This window comes from Streptomyces sp. NPDC012466 (assembly GCF_042955215.1).
Classification (GTDB): Bacteria; Actinomycetota; Actinomycetes; order Streptomycetales; family Streptomycetaceae; genus Streptomyces.
On record NZ_JBIBEQ010000002.1, the window covers coordinates 705,376 to 729,278 of the forward strand.

General features: G+C 72.7%; 19 protein-coding genes and 1 pseudogene. 8 read left to right on the forward strand and 12 right to left on the reverse strand.

Features of this window, described 5'->3' with window-relative positions:
• Positions 1-314 precede the first annotated feature (314 nt).
• The 5 genes from murJ to ACFY9E_RS10750 are packed head-to-tail and all read left to right on the forward strand — an operon-like array spanning position 315 to position 5,604.
• Complete coding sequence (murJ, locus tag ACFY9E_RS10730; RefSeq protein WP_390982056.1) at positions 315-1,967, forward strand: lipid II flippase MurJ; 1,653 nt, start codon at positions 315-317, stop codon at positions 1,965-1,967.
• Positions 1,951-2,712 (forward strand): polysaccharide deacetylase family protein, encoded by a 762-nt coding sequence (locus ACFY9E_RS10735; protein WP_390981417.1) that lies wholly within the window; start codon positions 1,951-1,953, stop codon positions 2,710-2,712. The genes murJ and ACFY9E_RS10735 overlap by 17 nt, the downstream gene beginning before the upstream one ends.
• Positions 2,709-3,860, forward strand: a complete 1,152-nt coding sequence (locus ACFY9E_RS10740; RefSeq protein ID WP_390981419.1) for a glycosyltransferase — start codon at positions 2,709-2,711, stop codon at positions 3,858-3,860. The genes ACFY9E_RS10735 and ACFY9E_RS10740 overlap by 4 nt, the downstream gene beginning before the upstream one ends.
• On the forward strand, positions 3,857-4,507 hold the full coding sequence (locus ACFY9E_RS10745; protein ID WP_390981421.1) for a lipopolysaccharide biosynthesis protein: 651 nt from the start codon (positions 3,857-3,859) through the stop codon (positions 4,505-4,507). The genes ACFY9E_RS10740 and ACFY9E_RS10745 overlap by 4 nt, the downstream gene beginning before the upstream one ends.
• Positions 4,504-5,604, forward strand: coding sequence for a GNAT family N-acetyltransferase (locus ACFY9E_RS10750; protein WP_390981423.1), 1,101 nt, complete (start codon positions 4,504-4,506; stop codon positions 5,602-5,604). The genes ACFY9E_RS10745 and ACFY9E_RS10750 overlap by 4 nt, the downstream gene beginning before the upstream one ends.
• Before the next feature lie 38 nt (positions 5,605-5,642).
• Here ACFY9E_RS10750 and ACFY9E_RS10755 read toward each other — a convergent pair whose 3' ends face one another.
• Positions 5,643-6,959, reverse strand: a complete 1,317-nt coding sequence (locus ACFY9E_RS10755; protein ID WP_390981425.1) for a glycosyl hydrolase — start codon at positions 6,957-6,959, stop codon at positions 5,643-5,645.
• 121 nt (positions 6,960-7,080) lie between these two features.
• On the opposite strand from ACFY9E_RS10755, the pseudogene ACFY9E_RS10760 reads away from it, so the two are divergent.
• A pseudogene (locus tag ACFY9E_RS10760) lies at positions 7,081-8,294 on the forward strand (ATP-grasp domain-containing protein).
• A gap of 40 nt (positions 8,295-8,334) precedes the next feature.
• Positions 8,335-8,544, forward strand: coding sequence for a hypothetical protein (locus ACFY9E_RS10765; protein ID WP_390981426.1), 210 nt, complete (start codon positions 8,335-8,337; stop codon positions 8,542-8,544).
• A 49-nt stretch (positions 8,545-8,593) separates the two neighbouring features.
• Here ACFY9E_RS10765 and ACFY9E_RS10770 read toward each other — a convergent pair whose 3' ends face one another.
• The 3 genes from ACFY9E_RS10770 to ACFY9E_RS10780 all read right to left on the reverse strand — a co-directional run bounded on the left by ACFY9E_RS10770 (position 8,594) and on the right by ACFY9E_RS10780 (position 10,306).
• On the reverse strand, positions 8,594-9,388 hold the full coding sequence (locus ACFY9E_RS10770) for a chaplin family protein (RefSeq protein ID WP_390981428.1): 795 nt from the start codon (positions 9,386-9,388) through the stop codon (positions 8,594-8,596).
• Positions 9,389-9,494: 106 nt separating this feature from the next.
• Entirely contained in the window at positions 9,495-9,722 is a 228-nt protein-coding gene (locus tag ACFY9E_RS10775; RefSeq protein ID WP_390982059.1) for a chaplin family protein, read from the reverse strand.
• 188 nt (positions 9,723-9,910) lie between these two features.
• On the reverse strand, positions 9,911-10,306 hold the full coding sequence (locus tag ACFY9E_RS10780; RefSeq protein WP_381441187.1) for a rodlin: 396 nt from the start codon (positions 10,304-10,306) through the stop codon (positions 9,911-9,913).
• Between the two features lie 244 nt (positions 10,307-10,550).
• On the opposite strand from ACFY9E_RS10780, the gene ACFY9E_RS10785 reads away from it, so the two are divergent.
• Positions 10,551-10,946 (forward strand): rodlin, encoded by a 396-nt coding sequence (locus ACFY9E_RS10785; protein WP_184910933.1) that lies wholly within the window; start codon positions 10,551-10,553, stop codon positions 10,944-10,946.
• Positions 10,947-11,020: 74 nt separating this feature from the next.
• Here ACFY9E_RS10785 and ACFY9E_RS10790 read toward each other — a convergent pair whose 3' ends face one another.
• The 8 genes from ACFY9E_RS10790 to ACFY9E_RS10825 all read right to left on the reverse strand — a co-directional run bounded on the left by ACFY9E_RS10790 (position 11,021) and on the right by ACFY9E_RS10825 (position 23,893).
• Positions 11,021-12,946 carry an AMP-binding protein gene (locus tag ACFY9E_RS10790; protein WP_390981431.1) on the reverse strand — a complete coding sequence of 642 codons (1,926 nt, stop codon included), beginning with the start codon at positions 12,944-12,946 and terminating at the stop codon, positions 11,021-11,023.
• 96 nt (positions 12,947-13,042) lie between these two features.
• Positions 13,043-14,560: a von Willebrand factor type A domain-containing protein gene (locus tag ACFY9E_RS10795; RefSeq protein ID WP_390981432.1), complete on the reverse strand. Its 1,518-nt coding sequence runs from the start codon at positions 14,558-14,560 to the stop codon at positions 13,043-13,045.
• A gap of 130 nt (positions 14,561-14,690) precedes the next feature.
• The gene (locus ACFY9E_RS10800; protein WP_390981434.1) at positions 14,691-15,557 is read right to left on the reverse strand and encodes an ABC transporter permease; all 867 of its coding nucleotides are present in this window, start codon (positions 15,555-15,557) and stop codon (positions 14,691-14,693) included.
• Positions 15,554-18,208, reverse strand: a complete 2,655-nt coding sequence (locus tag ACFY9E_RS10805; RefSeq protein WP_390981436.1) for a CocE/NonD family hydrolase — start codon at positions 18,206-18,208, stop codon at positions 15,554-15,556. Before ACFY9E_RS10805 ends, ACFY9E_RS10800 begins: the two co-directional genes overlap by 4 nt.
• A 188-nt stretch (positions 18,209-18,396) precedes the next feature.
• Entirely contained in the window at positions 18,397-19,788 is a 1,392-nt protein-coding gene (locus ACFY9E_RS10810; RefSeq protein ID WP_390981438.1) for an amino acid permease, read from the reverse strand.
• A gap of 192 nt (positions 19,789-19,980) precedes the next feature.
• Positions 19,981-21,483, reverse strand: coding sequence for a CoA-acylating methylmalonate-semialdehyde dehydrogenase (gene mmsA / locus ACFY9E_RS10815; protein ID WP_390981440.1), 1,503 nt, complete (start codon positions 21,481-21,483; stop codon positions 19,981-19,983).
• 14 nt (positions 21,484-21,497) lie between these two features.
• Positions 21,498-23,384, reverse strand: a complete 1,887-nt coding sequence (gene iolD, locus ACFY9E_RS10820) for a 3D-(3,5/4)-trihydroxycyclohexane-1,2-dione acylhydrolase (decyclizing) (protein ID WP_390981442.1) — start codon at positions 23,382-23,384, stop codon at positions 21,498-21,500.
• The gene (locus ACFY9E_RS10825; protein WP_390981444.1) at positions 23,381-23,893 is read right to left on the reverse strand and encodes a 5-deoxy-glucuronate isomerase; all 513 of its coding nucleotides are present in this window, start codon (positions 23,891-23,893) and stop codon (positions 23,381-23,383) included. The genes iolD and ACFY9E_RS10825 overlap by 4 nt, the downstream gene beginning before the upstream one ends.
• Positions 23,894-23,903: the final 10 nt, after the last annotated feature.

Below are 23,903 nucleotides of genomic sequence, written 5' to 3' on the forward strand. Positions count from 1 at the left end.
CCTGGCCCGCGAGCCGCGCCCCCAAGGCCTCGGCCCCCTCCCGCCGCGCCGCCGATGAAGCACCGTCGGCCCCAGGAGCAGCATCCGCCTCTGAAGCATCGTCGGCCCCTGAAGCACCCTCCGCCTCTGAAGCATCCTCGGCCCCTGAAGCACCCTCCGCCTCTGAAGCATCCTCGGCCCCTGAAGTACTCACTTCCCCTGGAACCCCATCGGCCCGTGTAGCACCGCCAACCCGCGTAGCACCGCCAACCCGCGTAGCACCGTCAGCCCGTGTAGCACCACCGGCCCGTGTAGCACCGTCGGCCCCTGAGGCCCTGTCACCCCGTGAAGCACCGTCCACCCCTGGAGCACCGCCGGCCCGTGAGGCATCGGCTCCGCCCCACCCGGCGGACGCCCCCGTCACCCGTGGGTTCCTGGCCCGGGCCACTCTTCTCACCGCTGTCCTCTCCTTCGCCGGGGCGCTGCTCGGGCTCGTGCGGGACCAGTCGCTGGCGCGGATGTTCGGGGCCGGGAGTGCGACGGACGCGTTCCTCGTGGCGTGGACCGTGCCGGAGTTCGCCGCCACACTCCTCATCGAGGACGGGCTGGCCATCGCGCTGATCCCGGCGTTCAGCATGGCCCTGGCCCGGCGGGCGCAGGGTGCTCCCGGCGACCCGGTCCGCTCGCTGGTCGCCGGTACGCTGCCCCGGCTGGCGCTGGCCTTCGCCGCCGTCGCCGCCCTGCTCGCCGTCTTCGCCCCGCAGGTGGTGCGCGTCCTGGCCCCGGGCCTGCCCGATCCCGCGCTCGCCGTGGACTGCACCCGGCTGACCGCCACCTGCGTGCTGACGTTCGGCCTCGCCGGGTACTGCAGCGCGGCGCTGCGCGCACACCGCCGGTTCCTCGCCCCGGCGGCCATCTACGTCGCCTACAACACCGGCATCATCACCGCCGTCCTCGTCCTGGGGGCGCGGTGGGGCGTGCGCGCGGCGGCGGCCGGGGTGGCGATCGGCGGCTGTCTGATGGTCGTGGCGCAACTGCCGGTGCTGTGGCGCCTGCTGCGGGTCCGGTCGGTGGGCGTGTCCACCGGCGCGGCGGGCGGCGGTCGTCCCATGGGGGTCGCCCTGCTCGCCGCCGTGCTGCTGTTCGCGCTGTGCCGGCAGTCGCAGGTGCTGGTCGAGCGGTATCTCGGTTCCACCCTGCCCTCCGGTGCCATCTCGCACCTGAACTACGCGCAGAAGATCGCCCAGATCCCCATGACCCTGTCGCTGATGCTGTGCACGGTCACCTTCCCGGTGGTCGCACGCGCCCTGGCCGACGGGGACACCGAGCGGGCCCGCAACCGGGTGGAGCGGGACCTGGCCCTGGCCGCGTGCGTGGTGCTGGCCGGTGCGGCCGTCGTGGTCTCCTGCGCCCCGCAGATCGTCGAACTGCTCTTTCAGCGGGGCGCGTTCACGGGCCAGGACACGGCGGCGACGGTCCGGGTGATGCGTGTGTACGCCCTCGGGCTGCTCGCGCACACCCTGGTCGGTGCCCTGATCCGCTCGTACTTCTCGGCGGGGCGCGTCACCTGGTACCCGCTCGGCGCGATGGCCGTGGGTCTCGCCGTCACCGCCGGGATCGGCGCGGGAGCGGTGGGCCCCTGGGGCGTCATGGGGATCGCCGCCGCCAACGCCGCCGGCATCACCGTCACGGCCGCCCTGCTGCTCGCCGGCATGGGCCCGCGCAGCATCCCCGTCCGGATCCGGCGCGTGCTGGCGGAACTGGCCAGGCCGGCGGGGGCGGCGGCGGGCGCCACCCTCGCGGGTGCCTGGGCCGCGAGCCGGCTCTCCACGCCCGGCTCTCCCGTCCCCGCTCTCGCCGCCGGCGCGCTCACCGTCGCCGCCGTCTTCCTCCTGCTCGGCCGGGCCCTGGGCGACCAGGGCTGCGTCACCGCGCTGACCTCCCTCCGTTCCGTCTCACGAAGGCTCCTTCATGGCCGCTCCCGTTGACTCCCCGAACACCGGCACCCGCACCAGACCCGGTCCGGCCCTGTTCGTGGCGATGTACCACTCCGTCGGCGACCCCACGGACGACCCCTACCGCATCACGGTCACGCCCGAGCGGCTGGACCGGCAGCTCGGCTGGTTCCGGCGGCGCGGGCTGCGGGGCGTGTCCATGGCCGAACTGCTCGCTGCCCGCGCCCGGGGCGGGGGCCGTGACCTGGTCGGGCTGACCTTCGACGACGGTTACGCCGACTTCGTCACCGAGGCCCTGCCCGTCCTGCGCCGGCACGGCTGCGGCGCGACCCTGTTCGTGCTGCCGGGCCGGCTCGGCGGTGACAACGCCTGGGATCCGCTGGGCCCGCGCAAGCGGCTGCTGACCGCCGACGGCGTCCGGCGGGCGGCGGCCGAGGGCATCGAGATCGGCTCGCACGGCCTCACGCACGTCGACCTGACCGAAGCGGACGACGTCACCCTCACGTCGGAGACCGAGGGCAGCAGGACCGTCCTCGCGGAGCTGACGGGCGCCGCGCCCGCCGGCTTCTGCTACCCGTACGGCACGGTCGACCAGCGGGCCGTGGACGCCGTACGGGAGGCCGGTTACGCGTACGCCTGCGCCATCGACCCCGGCCCGCTCGGCGGTCCGCACGCCCTGCCCCGGGCGCACATCGGCCAGAACGACACCGCCGCGCGGCTGTTCCTGAAGTACCGGCTGCACCGGCTGCGCCGCCGGCCCGTCGAGGAGCCGCGATGAAGGCCCTGCACATCATCACCGGCCTCGGCGTGGGCGGGGCCGAGCAGCAACTGCGGCTGCTGCTGCGGCATCTGCCCGTCGACTGCGACGTGGTGACCCTGACGAACGCGGGCACGGTGGCCGCGGGGCTGGCCGCCGACGGGGTGCGGGTCCTCGACCTCGGCATGGCCGGCAACCGCGACGTGGGCGCACTGCCCGGTCTGGTGCGGATCATCCGCTCGGGCGGCTACCAGCTCGTGCACACCCATCTCTACCGGGCCTGCCTCTACGGCCGGCTCGCCGCGCGCCTCGCGGGAGTCCGGGCGGTCGTCGCCACCGAGCACTCCCTGGGCGACTCGCAGATGGAGGGCCGGCCGCTGAACGCCGGGGTGCGGGCGCTGTATCTGGCGGGTGAGCGGCTCGGCCGGACCACGGTCGCGGTCTCCCCCACGGTCGCCGAGCGCCTGAAGCGCTGGGGCGTGCCCGGGCCGCGGATCGAGGTCGTGCCCAACGGCATCGACGTGGCCCGCTTCCGCTTCGACGCGGCGCGCCGCATCGAGACCCGCCACCGGCTCGGCCTGCCGGACGACGCGTACGTCATCGGCGCGGTCGGCCGCCTCGCCCCCGGCAAGCGCTTCGGCACGCTCGTCCGTGCGCTGGCGCACCTCCCCGACGACCACTGGCTGCTGCTGGTCGGCGGCGGTCCGGAGGAGGACGTGCTGCGCCGCACCGCCCGGGCGGCCGGGGTCGCCGACCGGGTGCTGTTCACCGGGGAACGCCCCTGCGTCCCGGACGGCACCCCCGGCCCCGACCTGCCGTCGCTGGCCTGCGCGATGGACGTGCTCGCCTCACCGTCCCCCGAGGAGGCCTTCGGCCTGGCGATCGTGGAGGCCCTGGCGTCCGGCCTGCCGGTGCTCTACGCCTCCTGCCCGGCCCTGGAGGACCTGCCCCCGTCCGCCGCGCCCGCCGCCCGGCGGGTCACCGGCGGTCCCGACGCCTACGCCCGCGCTCTGACGGACGTGCGCCGGCAGGGCCCCGCACCGCGCACGGCCCCGGAGGCCGCCCGCCACTACTGCATCACCCGGAGCGCCGCCCGGCTCATGGACGTGTACGCCGCCGCGCTCTCCCGCCCCCTGTCCCCCTCCCTCCAGGAAGCCCGCACCTCATGACCGACACCCCCGCACGGCAGCACCGCCAGCGCACCGCCCTCACCAGGGTCCTGCCGCCCTGGTCCCTGCTCGCGGCCGGGGCCGTGGCAGGCGGTCTGCTCGGCGGCACCTACGGCCTGGTCAGGACGCCGGCGTACACGGCGACCAGCTATGTCGTGGCCGTGCCGACGGAGAAGTCCGACACCGCCACCGCCCTCGGTTTCGCCCAGGTCTACGGCCGGGTCGCTCCCCAGCTCGCGGTGCTCGGCGACGCGCAGGTGTGGGCGGGCGTGCCCGTGCGGACGCTGCGGGACAGCGTCCGCACGGCGACCTCGCCGGACGCACCGATGGTGTCGGTCACGGCCACCTCCTCCCGCCCGGACCTCGCCGCCGACATGGCCAACGCGGTGGCCCGCGCGCTGACCCGGCACGCGGGCCACACCGAGCAGTCCACGCACGTCGCACTCCAGCAGTTCGCCCGGGCGGTGCAGCCCACCGAGCCGTCCTCCGCCTCGGCCGAGGTGACGGGGCTGGTCGGCGCGAGCGCGGGCGGTCTGCTGGGCGGGCTGGCGCTGCTGGTCCGGCCGCGGCGGGCCACCGGCCGCACCGGACGGCCCGCCGCCGTGCCCGGTCCGGCCGTCGCCGTCGACAGCCACGGGCAGCTGTGACCTACTCCGCGGAACTGGTCACCGACGAGTGGGCCTTCGCGGGCCTGGCCGCCGAATGGCAGCGGCTGCACCGGCGGTGCGCGTCCGCCACCCCGTTCCAGAGCCACGCCTGGCTGCACTCGTGGTGGCAGTCGTACGGCGGGCGCGGCCGGCTGCGGCTGGTGCTGGTGCGGTACGAGGGTGAACTCGTGGCGGCGGCGCCGCTGATGCGCGTACGGCGTCCGCTCCCGGTGCTGGTGCCGCTCGGCGGGGCGATCTCCGACTACGGGGACGTGCTGCTGGACGACGAGCACGGCGAGGGGGCGCTGGCCGCGCTCACCGGCGCGCTCGCGGCCGCCGCCCGGGCCGCGCTGATCGACCTGCGCGAGGTACGGCCGGGAGGCGCGGCCGAACAGGTCTACGAGCGCTGGTCCGGGCCCCGCAGCCGGGTGAGCGACTCGGTGTGCCTGGAGTTGCCGGCCGTACCGATGGGCGAGCTGATCGCCCGGCTGCCGTCGAAGACCCAGCAGCGGCTGCGCGCCAAGCTGCGCAAGCTGGACGCGCTCGGCATCCAGCGCCATGTCGTCTCCCCCGGGGAGGTGGAGACGGCGCTGCTGCGGCTGCTGGAGCTGCACCGGTTGCAGTGGCAGGGGCGGAAGGTGACGCCGGAGCATCTGCGGGCGCGGTTCCGTGAGCATCTGTTGCGCTCGGTCGGGCCGATGGTGCGTTCCGGGAATGCGGTGGTCACCGAGTTCCGTCTCGACGACGAGGTGGTGGCGGTGGACCTGACCCTGCTCTCACCGCGGCTCGCGGGCGGCTATCTGTACGGCGCGCATCCGCGGCTGCGCGAACGCAAGGCGGACGTGGCGGCGATGCTGCTCGACTCCACCGCCACCCACACCAAGGACGGCACGCCCGGCACGCTGAGCCTGCTGCGCGGCAACGAGCCGTACAAACACCACTGGCGCCCGCGGGCGGTGGTGAACCAGCGGCTGCTGCTGGCCCGGCGGCGCACCGCACCGCTGCTGACGGCCGCGCTGTGCGACGCGGCCGCCCGGCGGCGGGGCAAGGAGCTGCTGCGGCGCCTGCGGGAACGCGACCGCGGCGGCGAACCCTGAGCGGGCCCGCCGCCGGCGGCCGGAGGTGCCGTTCCCGGCTACCTGGTACGCGACCACCAGTCCAGGCGCAGGCACAGCCTCCCGCCGATCCAGTACTCGACCCAGTCGCCGAGCTTGAGCGGCGAGCAGTTCGCCGGGGGCTCCGGGGCGGTGGGTGTGGTCGGCTGCGGGGTGGGAGTGGGAGTGGGGGCCGGAGGCTGGGCCGGGGTCGTGGGGGCCGGGTCCGGTGTGTCGTCGCGGCCGTAGAGGAAGGACCGGTAGATCTCGGAGGCGCGCGGGTTGTGCCCGCACTGCCACACGCCGTGCGGGCAGTAGTCCGTCAGCGTCTGGTACAGCGGTTTGTGCTCGTCCATCCAGGCGAGCATGCGCTTCATGTACTCGGCGTTGTCACCGTTGCGGAAGAGCCCCCATTCCGGAAAGGAAATGGCCTTGCCGTGGGCTTTCGCGAAATCCACGTGCTGCTGGAGCCCGTACGGTTCCTTCACCTGTTCGTCGAACGACATTCCGCGCGGCTGGTCGTAGGCGTCCATTCCGATGATGTCCACCGTGTCGTCCCCCGGGTAGCACTGCGTCCAGGGAACGGCGTCCCGGCCGCGGCTCGGGGTGAAGTCGAACCGGAACTTCTGGCCCGGCACCGCGCGCATGGTGGTGACGATCCTGTTCCAGTACTGCTTCCAGGCCTCCGGGTCCGGCCCGCAGCGGTGGGTGTAGGTGATGCCGTTCATCTCCCAGCCGAGCACCAGGACCGTGTCCGGCACTCCCAGCTCGACCAGCCGCTCGGCGAGCCTGCGGAAGTGGTGGTCGAACCGGCCGGACGCCGCCTCGCGCAGCAGCCGGCGCACCTCGCGGTCCGACACGCCCTCCTCGTTGCGCTCCATCATGGGCACGTTGAGGACGAGCAGCCGGTCGGCCCGCTCGCGCCGCCAGTTCGCCCACACGTCGAGGAAGCCGGGCAGGCCCTCGATGTTGCTCCAGCGGTCGCCCGGCAGGTAGGTGTGCCCGACGCGCAGTTCGGCACCGCCGAGCCAGGTGCTGAGCTGGGCCATCCGGGCCACGCCGCGGGGGCCGTAGTCGAGGTAGGCCCCGAAGGCCGGGACGTGCCGGGCGGGAGCGGCGGAAGCCGAGGGTGCGACGGAAGCTTGGCCGGATGCCGTGGCGGCCGGTGTGGGCGACTCGGCCGGGACGGCGGGCGCGGCGGGTGTGGCCGCGGGTACCGGTGCGGGCGGGTCGGCGGACCGTGCCGTCCCCGCGCCCGCGGCGGCCGTGTGACCGGACGTCAGCGCCGCCGTGACGGCGACCGCCGCCGCGACGCATGCCAGCCGCCGGGACCGTGCGCGCCGCTGCTGTGTGGCCATGGCCGCCCCTTTCGCTCGTCTCCGCTTACTGACACTCAGTCATATGAAAAGGGTTCACGCCACCGGCGCTGAGGCTTTCGAGTGGCCCGCTCCCCCGCACCGGTGACCCAGTTCGAAGGAAATGCCCGCGTCATTGCTCGACGTCCACGTCCCCGCGGTTCTGCTGCGGAGCGACCGGAACCCCTTTCACCACGGAACGCTCGGAGCCGTGCGCTCGCTGGGCCGGGCGGGCGTGGAGGTGCACGTGGTCGCCGACTGCGCGGAAAGTCCCGTACGGCGCTCCCGTTTCGTGCGCGCGCTGGACGCCCCGCCGCCGCCCGGCTCCTCCCCGGACGAGATGGCGGCGGTGCTGCGCCGGGTCGCCGCCCGGGTCGCGTGTCCGGCCGTGCTGATCCCCATGGACGACGCGGGCGCCGTCGCGGTGGGCCGGATGCGCGAGGAGCCGGCACCTTCGTTCCTGCTGCCCGCCACGCCGGCGGCGCTGCCCGAGCGCGTCGCGACAAGGCGGAACTGGCCGGTGTGTGCGCCCCGCTGGACGTGCCGCACCCGCGGACGCTCGCCCCGGACAGTGCGGCCCAGGCCGCCTCGGCCGTCTCGAGCCTGGGGTTGCCTGCGGTGGCGAAGTGGAGCAGGCCCTGGCTGGTGCCGGCGGACAGCGGGCTGCGCAGCACCGTGCTGGTGCGCTCCGCGCGGCAGGCGCGTGAGCTGTACGCGCGCGCCGGGGAGGCGGGCAGCCGGCTGCTGTTGCAGGCGTTCCTGCCGCCGGGGCCGGACCGCGACCGGTTCTTCCACGGGTACGCCGACCGCTCCGGGATCGTGCGGGGCGGCGGCACCGGCAGCAAGCAGCGTGCCCGGCCCCGCGGGGCGGGGCTGACCTCCGTCGGCCGCTGGACGGCCAACCCGGAGGTGCGGGTGCTCGCCGAGCGGATCACCGAGGCGCTGGGCTAACGGGGCATCCTCGACCTGGACTTCCGCCGCTGCGGGACGACCGGCCGCTACCACCTGCTCGACTTCAACCCGCGTCCCGGCGCGCAGTTCCGCCTGTTCACCGGCACGGCGGGCCTGGGTGTCGTACGGGCCCTGCAACCTGGCCCTGACGCACCGTCCGCTGCCGGAGGGGCGCCGCGGCCGGGGCGGGCTTTCGTGGTGGAGAACTACGCGCCGCTGAGCGCTCTGCGCCCCGCGCCGGACGGCCGTGAGCAGGCCTGGCACGCCCCGGACGACCGGGCACCCGGGCGGGCGATGTGGCACCTGTGGAGCCGGCACGCCGCGGGCCGTGTGATCGACCGTCTGCGCCCGGTCGTGGCGGGGCGGTTCACTCGACCAGCCCGATAGAAGTACGTGTCTTTTATAAAGGAATGTCTATTTTATTCCCATGACTCACATGAAGCGCACCGCCACGGTGCTTTCCAGCCTGGCCCTGAGTGTCGCCGTCCTCGGCGGCACCGCGACCGCCGCCGACACCGACCTCTATTCCGAGGCCGACGACAAGTCGAACTCCCGGGAGTGCAACGAGCACGACAGCCTGGGACTGACCCTGCTGGGCATCCCGCTGCTCGGGTTCTTCTTCCCGGACCAGTGCTGATCCCACAGGCCTCACGGGTGCCGGGCGCTTGCGTCCGGCACCCGCTGTGTCAGCGGTGGGAGGCGGCCCGGCCTCGCCGGTAGAGGACGGCGCCGCCCGCGATCAGCGCGGCACTGGTGGCCGCGGCACCGAGCAGGGCCTCGGCGCCGGTCTCGGGGAGACTGGGCGGCTGCTCCTGACCACCGGGGGGTGGCGGGGGTGTGTGGTGGTCGCCCGGGGGTGTCTGCGGAGGCGTCGACTGGTGACCGCCCGGCGGAGGGGTGTGCGGGGGTTGCGTCGGAGGAGTGTGCGGGGGTGTCGTCGGGGGCGTGTGCGGGGGCTTGGTCGGAGGAGTGTCGCCGTAGCCGCCGTCGTCCCCGTAGCCGCCGTCGTCCCCGTAACCGCTGTCGTCGCCGTAACCGTCGTCGCCGTGGGACGCGTTCCCGTCGTCACCGCGGGACCTGTCCTCGTCGTCGCCGTCGGGCCGGCCCGCGCCGTGTCCGTGGGACCAGTCCTCACCGCCTCCGTGCGACGCGTGGTCGCCGTCGCCGTGTCCAAAGCCGCCGGAGGAGTCGTGCCGGTCACCTCCGTGCCGGCCGTCACCGTGACCACCGTGCGTGTCCGCCCGGTTGGCGCAGGAGTTGCCGAAGGCCGGGTTGAGTCCGGCGATCACATCGACGGTGTTGCCGCAGGCGTTGAGCGGTACGTCGATCGGGGCCTGGACGGTGTTGCCGGACGCGGCGCCCGGCGAGCCTTTGGTGACTCCGTCGGCCGACGAGTCGGCGAGGGCGGCGCCGCCGCACAGGGACAGGATGCCCGTCGCAGCCGCTGCCGCGACCATTCCCCTGCTCAGGGTCTGTCGCAATCTCGTTGTCTTCCTACTGGTAGATGTGGGAAAAGCCGACCCCGGAACGAACGCTGGTGTTCCAGGGCCGGCCAGCTCGCAGCCGATGCTGCGCGCGCGTTCCGCGTCAGTCGTTCTCGCACTCGTTGCCGAACGCCGGGTTCAGGGCGGCGATGATGTCCACGGTGTTGCCGCACACGTTGATCGGGATGTGCACGGGAATCTGGACCACATTGCCGGAGAGGACACCCGGGGAACCGACAGCGGCACCCTGGGCGCCGGCGTCGGCAATGGCCGGGCCGGCCATGCCCAGAGCCATGATCGCGCCAGCGAAGGCAGCAGCGCTCTTCTTCATGAACATTCCCTTCTCTGCGGTCATGCCCACCATGACCTGCAGCCTGCAAACGAGGAATTGACAGCCGAAGAAACCGAACAACGTAAGAGGCGGGGGAATTCACTCGATTGCCCCACGAAAAGTGGACAAGTACGGCCGGGCGGCCCGCCAGGAATTCAGCGGGCCGCCCGGGCTGCGTACGGTACGGCTCAGTCGCCGTTCGCCGACAGGACCGACAGGTCCTCCAGGATGTGGTTGAGCGCACCGTCCCGCTTGGCGTTCGTGGAGTTGTCCGCGCACTGCTGCTGGACGTGGTCCGACAGGACGGGGATGTCCTGGACCACCACGCCGATGAGGGCGGCGACACCGACGTCGAGGTCCTGAACGGCGAGACAGGGCTTGTTGAGCGTTCCGTCGACCAGCGAGAGCTGGGGGCTCATGTCGCCCTTGGTCGCCGAGTTGCCGAACGACGACGAGGCGCCGTTGCCGTTGGCGACGGACGGTCCGGAGTCGTCCCCGACGGCAAGAGCCTGGGGAGCTGCCGCCACCGACATTCCGATGACTGAGGCGGCGGCCGCCGCGGCGACCATTGCCTTCTTGAGCACTTCGCGTTCCTTTCCTCGTAGCGACGCATGTCCTACGGCCTCATCAACCGGGCTCCGGATGATTGGTTGCGGGTGTTCACCCGGTTGGCCCGCAGCGCCACAAAGCCCTGATAATCACCGGGACCGAAGAACACACAAACTGTCCTGGCATGGGCTGACAGAGTGATGAGGAGAAACCATGCACCGCCCGCGCAGTTGACCAGAACGCTCCGGAGGACGGGGTTTCCTCAGAAAGGACTGGTCAGTGATCAAGAAGGTTATTGCCACCGCGGCGATCGCCGCTTCCGTCATGGGAGCCTCCGCTGCCGCGGCCCCGCAGGCGCTTGCCATCGGCGACGACAGCGGCCCGACGGCCGTGAACGGCAACGGGGCGATGCAGAGCTTCGGCAACTCGTCGACGTACGGCAACATGAGCCCGCAGATGGCGCTGATCCAGGGCTCGTTCAACAAGCCGTGCATCGCCGTGAACGACCTGCCCATCGGGGTCGGCGCGCTCATCGGTATCCCGATCCAGGACATCCCGATCCTGTCGGACCACCAGCAGCAGCAGTGTGCCGAGAACTCCACCAACGCCAAGCGCGACGGTGCGCTGGCGCACCTGCTGGAGGACGTGTCCGTCCTGTCGGCGAACGGCGAGTGACGCACCGGCGCTGAGGGGGGCGGGCCGCCGAGCGACTGCTCGGCGGCACGCCCCCCTTTTCCCGTGCGCCCGTGTCAGCGCCCGCCCGCGTACAGCGCCTCGATCTGCCCGGCGTACGCGGTCGTCGCCGCCCGGCGTTTGACCTTCAGGGACGGGGTCAGCAGCCCGTTCTCCTCGGTGAACTCGCCCTCGACGAGAGCGAAGGCGCGGATCGACTCGGCGCGTGAGACGGCCTCGTTGGCGTGGTCCACGGCCTTCTGGACGTAGGCGCGCAGGCGTTCGTCGTGGACGAGGTCGGACAGCGGGGTGTCCGCGGGGAGTTTGCGGACCGCGAGCCAGTGGGCGAGGGCCTCGGGGTCGAGGGTGATCAGGGCGGCGACGTAGGGGCGGTTGTCGCCGACGACGAGGCACTGGCCGACCGGCGGGCGGCTGCGCAGGCGGTCCTCCAGGACGGCCGGGGAGACGTTCTTGCCGCCGGTGGTGACGAGGATGTCCTTCTTGCGGCCGGTGATGGTGAGGTAGCCGTCCTCGTCGAGGGAGCCGAGGTCGCCGGTGGCGAACCAGCCGTCGTCCAGGACCTCGCCGGTCGCGGCCGGGTTGTTCCAGTAGGCGGTGAAGACGATGCCGCCCTTGATGAGGACCTCGCCGTCGTCGGCGATGCGGACGGCGGTGCCGGGGACCGGCAGGCCGACCGTGCCGGGGCGGGGGTCCAGGGGCGGGACGATGGTGGCTGCGGCGGTCGTCTCGGTGAGGCCGTAGCCCTCGTAGATCAGGATGCCGGCCGCGTAGAAGAAGAGGTTCAGCTCGCGGTCGAGAGGGCTGCCGCCGCTGATGGCGTAGCGCATGCGGCCGCCGAGTTCCTTGCGGATGCGGCGGTAGACCAGCAGGTCGTAGAGGGCCCATGCGGCGCGGAGGCCCGGGCCGGGGCCCTTGCCCCTGCCCAGGAACCGGTTCATGTGGGCCTGGCCGAAGCGGACGGCGATGCGGTGGGCGCGGTCGAAGGAGGCTCCCCGGCCCAGCTTCTCGGCGGTGGCGCGGCCGGTGTCGTGGATCTTCTCGAAGAGGTACGGCACGCCGACCAGGAAGGTCGGGCGGAACGCCCTGAGGGCCGGGCGGAGTTCGTCGGGCTTGATGCTCGGGCAGTGGCCGATCTCGATGCGGGCCATCAGGCAGGCGATCTGGAGCGTGCGGCCGAGGATGTGGGCCAGCGGGAGGAACAGCAGGGTGGAGGCGGTCTCGCCGGTGACCTCCTTGAACAGGGGGTGCAGGAGCTCGACCGTGTTGGCGGCCTCGGCGTGCAGGTTGGCGTGGGTGAGGACGCAGCCCTTGGGGCGGCCGGTGGTGCCGGAGGTGTAGCACAGGGTCGCGGTCGTGTCGGGGGTGAGGGCGGTGCGGCGCTTGGTGACCTCCTCGTCGGCGATGTCCCCGCCGAGGGCGGTGAGGGCGTCGAGGGCGCCGTCGTCGAGCCGCCAGATCCGCGGGGGTTCGGGGTGGGTGGCCGTGCCGGCCAGGACCGTGTCGGCGTTCTCGGCGGTCTCGGTGACGACGTACCGGGCGCCCGAGTCGCGGACGATCCACTCCACCTGGTCGGCGGACGAGGTGGCGTAGACCGGGACGGTCCGGCCGCCGGCGGACCAGATCGCGAAGTCCAGGACCGTCCACTCGTAGCGGGTGCGGGACATCACCGCGACGCGGCCGCCCGGTTCGAGGCCGGCGGCGATGAGGCCCTTGGCCACGGCGGTGACTTCGCGGGCGAAGGCCGCCGCCGTGACGGGTTGCCAGGTGCCGTGCCGTTCTCGGCGCAGGACCACGGCGCCGGGGGCCTCGGCCGCGTTGGTGTAGGGGATGTCGGCGATGCTGCCGGTCGTCGGGCGGGGCGCGAGGGGGGCCACGCGGGCCTCGCGGACGACGCCCCGCTCGTCCCTGACGGTCTCGGCCTTCGTGCGGATCGCCAGGTCGGTGCGCTGCTTCGCCCGTTGCAGATCCTTGCGTACGCCCATGACGGCTCCCGGTCGCGGATGAGGCTGACGTGCTGCCGCACTTACTTACTCCGGAGTCAACTTACTCATAAGTAAGAGTGGGTCAATGGGCCGGGGTCACTTCAGGCGGTTCGCGGTGTCGATCGCCTCGGCGAGCGCGCGGATCTCCTCGCTCTCGGTGTGGTCCGCCAGGTCGTCGGCGTGATCGGCGAGTTCGTCGAGTCGCGGGGCGTCGGGCAGGGTGGGCCCGTCGTGGCCGAGGGCGTCGGCGAAGTAGGCGGCCGTGGCGGTGGTCCTCAGGCCGCGGCTCGCGCTCCAGACGGAGTCGCCGAGGGCGTCGGCCTCCAGGTCGCCGCTCTCCTCGTGGGGGTCGCGGGTGTCGGGGTCGAGCCAGCGGACGGTGGCGGTGGCGAGGTGGCCCTCGGCACCGGGCTCGGTGCGCACGGCGTAGAGGGCGGTGACGGTGTGGCCGGGGCCGACCTCGCCGCCGTCGACGCGGTCGTCGCGGAAGTCCTCGTCGGCGACGCGCCGGTTGTCGTAGCCGACGAGACGGAACTCCTCGACCGTCTCGGGGTCGAAGGCGACCTGGGCCTTGGCGTCGCGGGCGGTGAGGTCGACGTTGCGCGGGAGCTGCTCGGAGAACACCTCGCGGGCCTCGTCCGCGTCGGACACGTAGACCGTGTGGCCGTCGCCCTTGTCGGCGAGCTTCTCCATCAGGGCGTCGCCGTAGTCGCTGCCGACGCCGACGCCGAAGAGGGTGATGCCGTGCTCGCGGCGTTCGCCGGAGATGCGCTCCAGGATCGACTCCGCGTCGGTGTCGCCGGTGTTGGCGAGGGCGTCGGAGATGAGGACGACCCGGTTGGTCGCACCCTCGCGCAGGCCCTCCACGGCCGTCTCGTAGCCGGTCTCGACTCCGGCTCCGAGGTTGGTGGAGTCCTGGGTGTCCAGGTCGGAGATGGCGTCCTGGATCTCCTCGCGGTTGCCGTCGAGCCGGGTCATGGGCAGAACGGTCTCGGCTTCGTCGCTGAAGGTGACGAGCGCGACCGAGTCGTCGTCGCGCAGCCGGTCCGTCATCACGGCGAGAGACTCCCGGGCGAGGTCGAGCCGGCCCGGTTCGGCCATCGAGCCCGAGACGTCGACGACGAAGGTGAGGGCGGCGGGCGGGCGTTCGCCGGTGCGCCCGCCGGAGCGGGTGGCGAGACCGACGCGGACCAGGGACCAGTCCTCGTCGTCGGTGCGGGCGCCGTCGACGGTGACCGAGAAGCCGTCGCCGTCGGGGCGTTCGTAGTCCTGGCGGAAGCTGTTGACGAACTCCTCGGGACGGACCGTCGACGGGTCGGGCAGCCGGCCGTCGGCGAGGGCGCGGCGGGCGTAGTCGTAGGAGGCGGTGTCGACGTCGAGGGCGAAGGTGGAGAGGTGGCCGGGGTCCTTCCGGCGGTCGTCCCGTTCGTCCGCGTCCCGCTCCTCGGCGGGTGCGGGCCGGCCCGTGCTGTAGTCGTGGCGGTCGGCGGCCGTGCCGCCCTCGCCGGTGTCGGCGCCCCCGCTGCACGCGGTGAGCAGCAGGCCGCTCGCCGCCGTGAGCGCGAGCAGCGCTGTTCGTGTCCGGAACCGCTCCATCGTCCGTACCCCCTGCATCCGTTGGCGTCGGCTTCTTGCGACTGTGACGGCGCAGAGGGCCCGAACGTGCGGCACGGGGCGTTGCGGAAGCGTCTCGAAGCGGCCACGGAGGCGGCCCTTCGAGACCGGTGGGTGATCCTCCGTTGACCTAGGACACGACGTCCTTGCGGGCGAAACCGCGGAAGGCCAGGGCGAACAGCACGAGCGCGTACGTTACCGAGATCGACGTGCCCTGGATCATGTCGGACCACTCCAACCGGGGCCGGACGGCGTCGAGCCAGGCGTACTGCCAGTGCGCGGGCAGGAAGTGGCGCCAGTCGCCGAGGGCCGTCACCTCGTCGAGGACGCTGCCGATGATGGTGAGGAAGACCGCGCCGCCGACCGCGCCGAGCGGGGCGTCCGTCCGGGTCGACAGCCAGAACGCCAGCGCGGCGGTGACCAGTTGGGACACCATGATGTACGCGACGACGATCAGCAGCCGCTGGGCGGCCGTGCCGGTGGGCAGCGTGCCGCCGGTGGGCAGTTCGAGCGGTCCCCAGCCGTAGGCGGCCGTACCGACGGCGAGGGCCACGATCGGGAGCAGGACCATGGCGGCCAGGCTCAGGGTCAGTCCGACGGCGAGCTTGGACCACAGCAGCCGGGCCCGGGGCACGGGGGCCGCGAGCAGATAGCGCAGGGAGGACCAGCTGGCCTCCGAGGCGACCGTGTCGCCGCAGAACAGGGCGACGGGGATGACGAGCAGGAAGCCGGCGGCGGAGAAGAGGTTGACCGCGGCGAAGTTGACCCCGGACGCGGTGGCCGTGTCCATGAGGTTGACGCGGTTGTTGTTGCCGCCCGGGTCTCCGCCGACCTGGAAGGCGATGAGCAGGATGATCGGCAGGGCGAACAGGACGCCCCCCATGACCATGGTGCGGCGCCGCTTCAGCTGCCGGACCAGCTCGACGCGGAAGGGCAGGGTGCGGCCCGCGCGGTAGCCGTCGGCGACCTCGACGGGCGGCTCGGCGAGCGTGCTCATGCTTCGGCTCCGATCAGGGTGAGGAAGGCGTCCTCCAGGCGGCGGTGCGGGCCGACCGACGCGACCGCCACGTCCAGCCGTACGAGGTCGGCGACCAGACGCTGCGGGGTGCCGTCGGCGTCGAGCCGGACCAGCAGGCCCTCGTCGGTGCGCACGGCCGAGGCGACGCCCGGCAGGGCGGTGACCTTCTCCACGACGGGCTCGTCCACGGGCGTGGCCGTGCCCACGAGGAGGGTGTCGCCCGAGCCGACGATGTCCGCGACCGGGCCCGCCTGGACGAGCTGTCCGTGGTCCATCACCACCAGATGCGTGCAGGTCTGCTCTACCTCGGCGAGGAGGTGGCTGGAGACGATGACCGTGCGCCCCGCGGCCGCGTAGCGGATCATCACCTCGCGCATCTCGCGGATCTGGGGCGGGTCGAGGCCGTTGGTCGGCTCGTCGAGGATGAGCAGGTCCGGCAGTCCGAGCATGGCCTGGGCGATGGCCAGGCGCTGGCGCATGCCCTGCGAGTAGGTGCGCACCGCGCGGGCGAGCGCGGCGCCCAGGCCCGCGATCTCCAGGGCCTCCTCCAGGTGCGCGTCCTCGGCGGGGCGGCCGGTGGCGCGCCAGTACAGCTCCAGGTTCTCCCGGCCGGACAGATGCGGCAGGAAGCCCGCGCCCTCGACGAAGGCGCCGACCCGGGAGAGCACCGGGGCGCCGGGGCCGATGGCGTGGCCGAAGACGCGGATCTCGCCGCCGTCGGGCTTGATCAGGCCCATCAGCATGCGCAGGGTGGTCGTCTTGCCCGCCCCGTTGGGGCCGAGGAGGCCCAGAACCTGGCCCTTCTCCACGCGGAAGGAGAGGTCCTTGACGGCGTACCGGTCGGACGCCTTCGCGTAGCGCTTGGTCAGGTCGGTGATCTGGAGGGGGACGTCGGCGAGTTCGGGGTCCGGCGGGGCGGGGGCGGCCGTGCGGCGGCGTCCCGTGATGATCAGCGCCAGCGCGATGGCGGAGCCGGCGAGCGGCAGCCACCACACCCAGGCGGGCAGTGCGGCCCCGGTGTCGCGCTGTCCGAGCGCGGAGGGGACCTTCAGGTCGCCCTTGAGGGAGACGGTGTACGTCGCCGGGGCCGTCGGGGAGGCGTAGCCCAGGTCCGTGGAGGCGAGGACCAGGCGCAGCCGGTGGCCGTCGTCGACCTCGTGGTCGATCGCCGGGAGCGTGATGGTGACGTCCTTGCCCGCCTTGGCGCCTTCGACCCTGACGGGTGTCACCAGCTGGGAGGGCAGCACCGGCTGGGTGCGGCCGGGGCCGACGTCGTAGACCTTGGCGAAGAGCACGGCGTCGTCGCTGGTGGACTTCACATGGACGGTCGCCGTCGGGGAGCCGGTGATCTGCACGTCGTCCCGGAAGGGCGCCGACTCGAACGCGGCGAACTGGCCGGGGAAGTCGAGGGAGACGCCGATGCCCAGCGTGGAGAGCTGGCTGAGGCCGCCGGCGCCGCCGAGGCCGGGCAGGGCGGAGACGCCGGGCGGGCTGGCGCCGGGCGGGTTGTCGAAGCTCTGCTCGCGGCCGGCCAGGGCGATGGAGCGCTGCTTGCTCTCCAGGCCGGGGTAGCGGTCCGACGTCACTCCGGTCAGGCGGGGTTCGCCGTCGCCGGAGCCCGTGCCGAGGGTGCGGGTGACGCGGAAGGCGGGGCCGGTGCCGGCGCCCTTGTCGTCTTTCAGGTAGCGGTCGAACCAGGACGTCACGCGGGCTTCGACCCGGCCGGTCTCCATGTCGCCGCCGTCGTGGCCGCCGGCGATCCAGTCGACGTCGACGGGGGCGCCGTTGGACCGGATCGCCTTCGCGGCCCGGTCGGCCTGGCCGAGCGGGAAGAGGGAGTCGGACTGGCCCTGCATCAGCAGCGTCGGCACCTTGATGTTCCTGCCGACCGCCGACGGTGAACGCTCCTCCAGCAGCTTGCGCGCCTCGGCGTCCGGCTCGCCCGACTCGGCGACCCGCTCGTACATGCGGCACAGCGCGGGCTCGAACTTCTCGCAGCCGCCGCCGGAGTTGACGAAGATGCCGGCCCAGAGCTTCTTGAACACGCCGTCGGGGAACAGCGCGTCGGCCAGGTTCCAGTAGGTGATCGACGGGGCGATGGCGTCGACGCGGGGGTCGTGGCCCGCCGTGAGCAGGGCGATCGCGCCGCCGTAGGAGCCGCCGGCCATGCCGACGCGGGGGTCGCCCTGCTTGTCCAGCTCGACCTGGGGCTGCTTCGCCAGCCAGTCGAGGAGCTTCGAGACGTCGGCGACCTCGCCCTTCGGGTCGTTCAGGCCGATCTTCCCGGTGGACCTGCCGAAGCCGCGCGCCGACCAGGTCAGGACCGCGTAGCCGTCCCGGGCGAGGTCCTCGGCCTGCTGCCGGACGTCCTTCTTGCTGCCGCCGAAGCCGTGCCCCAGCAGGACGGCGGGGCGGCGGCCGGCTCCTTGGGAAGTGAAGAACGAGGTGTCGATGCGGGTCCCGTCGACTGTGGGCAGCACCCGGTCCTCGCGGTGGACCGGGGACACGTCGTCGTTCGCGACGGCCGTCCACGTGCCCGCCCCGGCGAGCACGACGACAGCGGCCCCGGCGGCCATGAGGCGCCGGGGTCGCCGGGTCAGCCCGCGGAGTCCGGGCAGTCGAAGATCCATGCGTCAACGGTACGGGGTGAACCTGTCGAACCGGTGTCGACCGGAGGCCGAAGTGGGGGGCCTCCCAGGGGTGTACACGGAGTTGGCCGGGTACTGCGGGTGGTGTACGGCGTCCAGGCCGGCGCGTGCTGCCTGAGGCCGTCTGCGGGTGCGGTGTGGCTGTTCGCGGTTCCCCGCGCCCCTGGACGTCACGCCTCCGGCACGGACACCAGCCACCGCGTCTCCCTGCGCGGGCGCAGGTACAGGGCCCAGTACAGGGTGGCCGCTGCCGTGATGCCGCCGGTCCACAGGAGGTACGCCGGGTCCTGCTGGATCAGGATGTAGAGCAGGACCACGATCAGCAGGAGCGGGGCCGCCGGCCACAGGGGCATGCGCCAGGCCGGGGTGTGCTTGTGGTGTCCCCGGCGGGACAGCAGCGCGGCGACGGCGACCAGCAGGTACATGCCCGTCACCGAGACGCCGGTGACGCCGTAGAGGGTGTCCAGGTTCACGAAGCACAGGGCCGCGCCGGGGATGCCCACCGCGAGGGTGGAGACCCAGGGGGAGCCGAAGCGGCCGAGGCGGGAGAAGAGGGCGTTGACCGGCTCCGGCCAGGCCTTGTCGCGGGCCGAGGCGAACAGGACGCGGGAGTTCTGGATGACCATGACGATGCCGGCGTTGATGATCGCCAGGGCCACGCAGAGGCTGACGAACGTGCCGACGGCCGAGTTGGACCAGGCGGTGACCATGGTGCTGATGTCCCCGCCGGTCAGGGCGGCCAGGTCCGGGGCGCCCAGGGTGATGGCGGCGACCGGGACCAGGATGATCACGGTGGAGATGGCGAGGGTGGCCAGGACCGTACGGGCCACCGAGCGACGCGGGTTCTCCAGTTCCTCGGAGAGGTAGACGGCGGTGGAGAAGCCCTGGGTGACGAACAGGGCGATGGCGAGGCCGGAGACCACGAGGAGGGCCGTGACGGTGTCCGGGGCTCCGCTCGGGCCCGCCACCTGCATCGAGGCCAGGCTGCCGGCGCCGCGCTCGGCGTGGGTGAAGCCCAGGACCGCCACCACGGCCGCCGCGATGACCTCCAGGACCAGGAACACGCCGGTGATCCAGGCGTTGGCGCGCAGGTCGAGCAGGCCGGCCAGGGTCGCGAGGAGCATGACCGAGGCGCCCGTCCAGGACGGGTCGAGGTGCGCGAGGGGGGCGAGGTAGTCGGCCGTGCCCATGGCGATGACCGGCGGGACGATCATCACGACCAGCAGGGACAGGACGAACACCAGCCAGCCCGCGAGGCGACCGGCCAGCGTCGAGACCATGGCGTACTCGCCGCCGGCGCTGGGGATGAGGGTGCCCAGCTCCGAGTAGCAGAACGCCACCGCGACGCAGAGCAGCGAGCCGATGGCGATGGTGAGGGCGGTGGCGGTGCCGAGCGAGCCGAACAGGTCGGGGACCACCACGAACAGGGTGGAGGCGGGGGTGACGCAGGAGAGGGTGAGGAGGGTGCCGCCGACGACTCCGATGGAGCGCTTGAGCTTCCCGGGATGACGGTCCGGCGCCTGCGCGACGGCGGTCTCGACGGGGCGGAGCGTATCGGTCATGCGGCGGTTCCCTCGGCTCGGCGGTGAACGTGCGCAGCATCGAACCCCGACGAAAAGCAACACGTCAATGGGTGTTTGCCTACGAAATCCGCAGCAGGAAGGCGCTCCGACTGTCCTTTTGAGCACAAGTGGTCGGCGGGTAAAGGGGCGGGGGCGCCTGCGGTAACCGCAGGCGCCCCCGGAGAAAAAACCTCAGTGGTTGCGCGGGAAGCCCAGGTCCACGCCCGCCGGGGCGTCGGCCGGGTCCGGCCAGCGGGTGGTGACGACCTTGCCTCGGGTGTAGAAGTGCGTGCCGTCGTTGCCGTAGATGTGGTGGTCGCCGAAGAGCGAGTCCTTCCAGCCGCCGAAGGAGTGGTAGCCGACGGGGACCGGGATCGGGACGTTCACACCGACCATGCCGGCCTCGACCTCCAGCTGGAAGCGGCGGGCCGCGCCGCCGTCCCGGGTGAAGATCGCGGTGCCGTTGCCGAACGGCGAGGCGTTGACGATGTCCAGGGCCTCCTCGTAGGTCTCCGTGCGCAGCACGCACAGGACCGGGCCGAAGATCTCGTCCTGGTAGGCCTTGGCGGACGTGGGCACCTTGTCGAGCAGCGAGATGCCGATCCAGTGACCGTCCTCGAAGCCGTCGACGGTGTAGCCGGTGCCGTCGAGGACCACCTCGCAGCCCTCGGCCGCCGCGCCCTCGACGTAGGAGGCCACCTTGTCGCGGTGGACCTTGGTGATGAGCGGGCCCATCTCGGAGGCCGGGTCGTCACCGGGGCCGATCTTGATCTTCTCGGCCCGCTCGCGGATCTTCTCCACGAGTTCGTCGCCGATCGCGCCGACGGCGACGACCGCGGAGATGGCCATGCAGCGCTCGCCGGCGGAGCCGTAGGCGGCCGAGACGGCGGCGTCGGCGGCCGCGTCGAGGTCGGCGTCGGGCAGGACCAGCATGTGGTTCTTGGCGCCGCCGAGCGCCTGGACGCGCTTGCCGTTGGCGGAGGCGGTGGTGTGGATGTAGCGGGCGATCGGGGTCGAGCCGACGAAGGAGACGGCCTTGACGTCCGGGTGCTCCAGGAGACGGTCGACGGCCACCTTGTCGCCGTGGACGACGTTGAAGACGCCGTCCGGAAGGCCCGCCTCGGCGAGCAGTTCGGCGATCTTGACCGACGCCGACGGGTCCTTCTCGGACGGCTTCAGCACGAAGGTGTTGCCGCAGGCGATGGCGAGGGGGAACATCCACATCGGCACCATCGCCGGGAAGTTGAACGGGGTGATGCCCGCGACGACGCCGAGCGGCTGGCGGATCGAGGACACGTCGACGCGGCTGGCGACCTGCGTCGACAGCTCGCCCTTCAGCTGGACGCTGATGCCGCAGGCCAGGTCGACGATCTCCAGGCCGCGCGCGACCTCACCGAGGGCGTCGGAGTGGACCTTGCCGTGCTCGGCGGTGATCAGCTCGGCGATCGCGTCCCGGTTGGCGTCCAGCAGCGCCCGGAACGCGAACAGGATCGAGGTGCGCTGGGCCAGCGAGGACTGGCCCCAGGTCAGGTAGGCCTCCTTGGCGGCGGCGACCGCCGCGTCCACCTCGTCGACCGAGGCGAACGCGACCTTCGTCGTCACCTCGCCGGTCGCCGGGTTGGTCACCGGCCCGTGCGTGCCCGAGGCGCCTTCGACGGTCTTGCCGCCGATCCAGTGGTTGACGATCTTCGTCATGGCCGGGAACTCCTTCACAGATGGCGGCGTCGGGTGGAGACGTGCCGTTCGTACAGCTCACGTGCCTTGACCGCGGACGGCCGTGTCGCGGTCTCGGCCACGGGTACATCCCACCAGGCCTGCGCGGGAGGCGCGCCCGACACTGTGTCTGCCGTTTGGGTCTCGACGTAGACACATGTGGGAGTGTCGGCCGCCCGGGCCTCGGCGAGGGCCTCCCGCAGGTCGCGTACGGTCTTCGCGCGCAGCGCGCGCATGCCGAGGCTGGCCGCGTTGGCGGCGAGGTCCACGGGCAGCGGCGGCCCCGTGTACGAGCCGTCCTCGGAGGGGTAGCGGTAGGCGGTGCCGAACCGCTCGCCGCCCACCGACTCCGACAGCCCGCCGATGGACGCGTAGCCGTGGTTCTGGATGATCAGGACCTTGATCGCGATGCCTTCCTGCACGGCCGTCACGATCTCCGTCGGCATCATCAGGTAGGTGCCGTCCCCGACCAGCGCCCACACGGGCCGGTCCGGGGCGGCCATCTTCACGCCGATGGCGGCGGGGATCTCGTAGCCCATGCAGGAGTAGCCGTACTCCAGGTGGTACTGGTCGGGCGACCGGGTCCGCCACAGTTTGTGCAGGTCGCCGGGGAGGGAACCGGCGGCGTTGATCAGGATGTCCGACTCGTCGGCGAGTTCGTCCAGGGCGCCGAGGACCTGGGGCTGGGTCGGGCGGGTGTCCGGTTCGTCGACCTCGTAGCAGGCGTCGACGCGCTGCTCCCAGCGCTCCTTGTCCTCGGTGTACTCGGTGGCGTACGACGGCGCGACCCGGTGGCCGTGCATCTCCAGCCTCTCGGCCAGTTCCTCCAGGCCGGTGCGGGCGTCCGCGATCAGGGGCCGCCCGGCCAGCTTGTGGCCGTCGAAGGGGGCGATGTTGAGGTTCAGGAACCGCACGTCCGGGTGGGAGAAGAGCGTGCCGGAGGCGGTGGTGAAGTCGGTGTAGCGGGTGCCGACGCCGATCACCAGGTCGGCGGTGCGGGCCAGTTCGTCCGCCGTCGCCGTGCCGGTGTGGCCGATGCCGCCGACGTCCTGGGGGTGGTCGTGGCGCAGGGAGCCCTTGCCGGCCTGGGTGGAGGCGACGGGGATGCCGGTGGCCTCGGCGAACTCGGCGAGGGCCTCCTCGGCGCGGCTGTGGTGGACGCCGCCGCCCGCGACGACCAGCGGCCTCTTCGCCGAGCGGATGATCCGCACCGCCTCGGCCAGTTCCGCCGGGTCGGCGCCGGGACGCCGTACGGTCCAGACGCGCTCGGCGAAGAACTCCTCGGGCCAGTCGTACGCCTCGGCCTGCACGTCCTGGGGCAGGGCGAGGGTGACGGCGCCGGTCTCGACCGGGTCGGTGAGGACGCGCATCGCGCCGAGCGCCGAGGGGATCAGGGCCTCGGGACGGGTGATCCGGTCGAAGTACCGCGACACCGGGCGCAGGCAGTCGTTGACCGACACATCGCCCGCGTAGGGCACTTCGAGCTGTTGCAGGACCGGGTCGGCGGGGCGGGTGGCGAAGATGTCGCCGGGCAGGAGCAGCACCGGCAGGTGGTTGATGGTCGCGAGGGCGGCGCCGGTGACGAGGTTGGTGGCGCCCGGGCCGATGGAGGTCGTCACCGCGTGCGTGGACAGGCGGCCCGACTGGCGGGCGTAGCCGACCGCCGCGTGCACCATGGCCTGCTCGTTGCGGCCTTGGTGGAACGGCATCGCCTCGGTGTGCTCCAGGAGCGCCTGCCCGATGCCGGCGACGTTGCCGTGGCCGAAGATGCCCCAGGTGGCGCCGATGAGCCGCTGCCGGACGCCGTCGCGTTCGGTGTACTGGGCGGCGAGGAAGCGGACGAGGGCCTGGGCCACCGTCAGCCTGGTCGTCTTCAGGGTCATCGGTACCCCTCCGTGTGAAGCGGCGTCGCCGGAACGGACCTTCGTGAGGACGTCGGCTCCGCCCTCACGCGAGGGGAACACGGGCCGACGGGCGCAACCGTTCGGGCCGTCGATCCCCACGTGGTGGGTCTCCTCCGGCTCCGGCCCCGGCGCCCCGCCGGGACGGTGCTCGCCGAGCTCGCCGGGGAGTGAGCGGGCAGGCAGCCGCCGCTGCCGCGTTCTTCGACGGGGACCTCCGGCGCGGGGCCGTAGCGGGCGGGGAGTTGTCGCTCGCACTTCGCTCCTGCCAAAGCAAAGCGGCCTCCCGCGCCGGAGGCGATCTGGGTCCGGGCGTCACGGGGCGTGTACGCGGCGTCGGTCACCGACGCGCACACGCTCTCCCGGCCCGGGAGGGGAAACTCTTCGTCTTCGAGGCGCAGGGTGCACACGCCGTCGAGGCGCGGCACGATCTCCGGGACGTGGTTCACGCCGGCGGTGGTGCCCTCGGGGACGAACAGCTCACTGGTCATGCCACGGTCC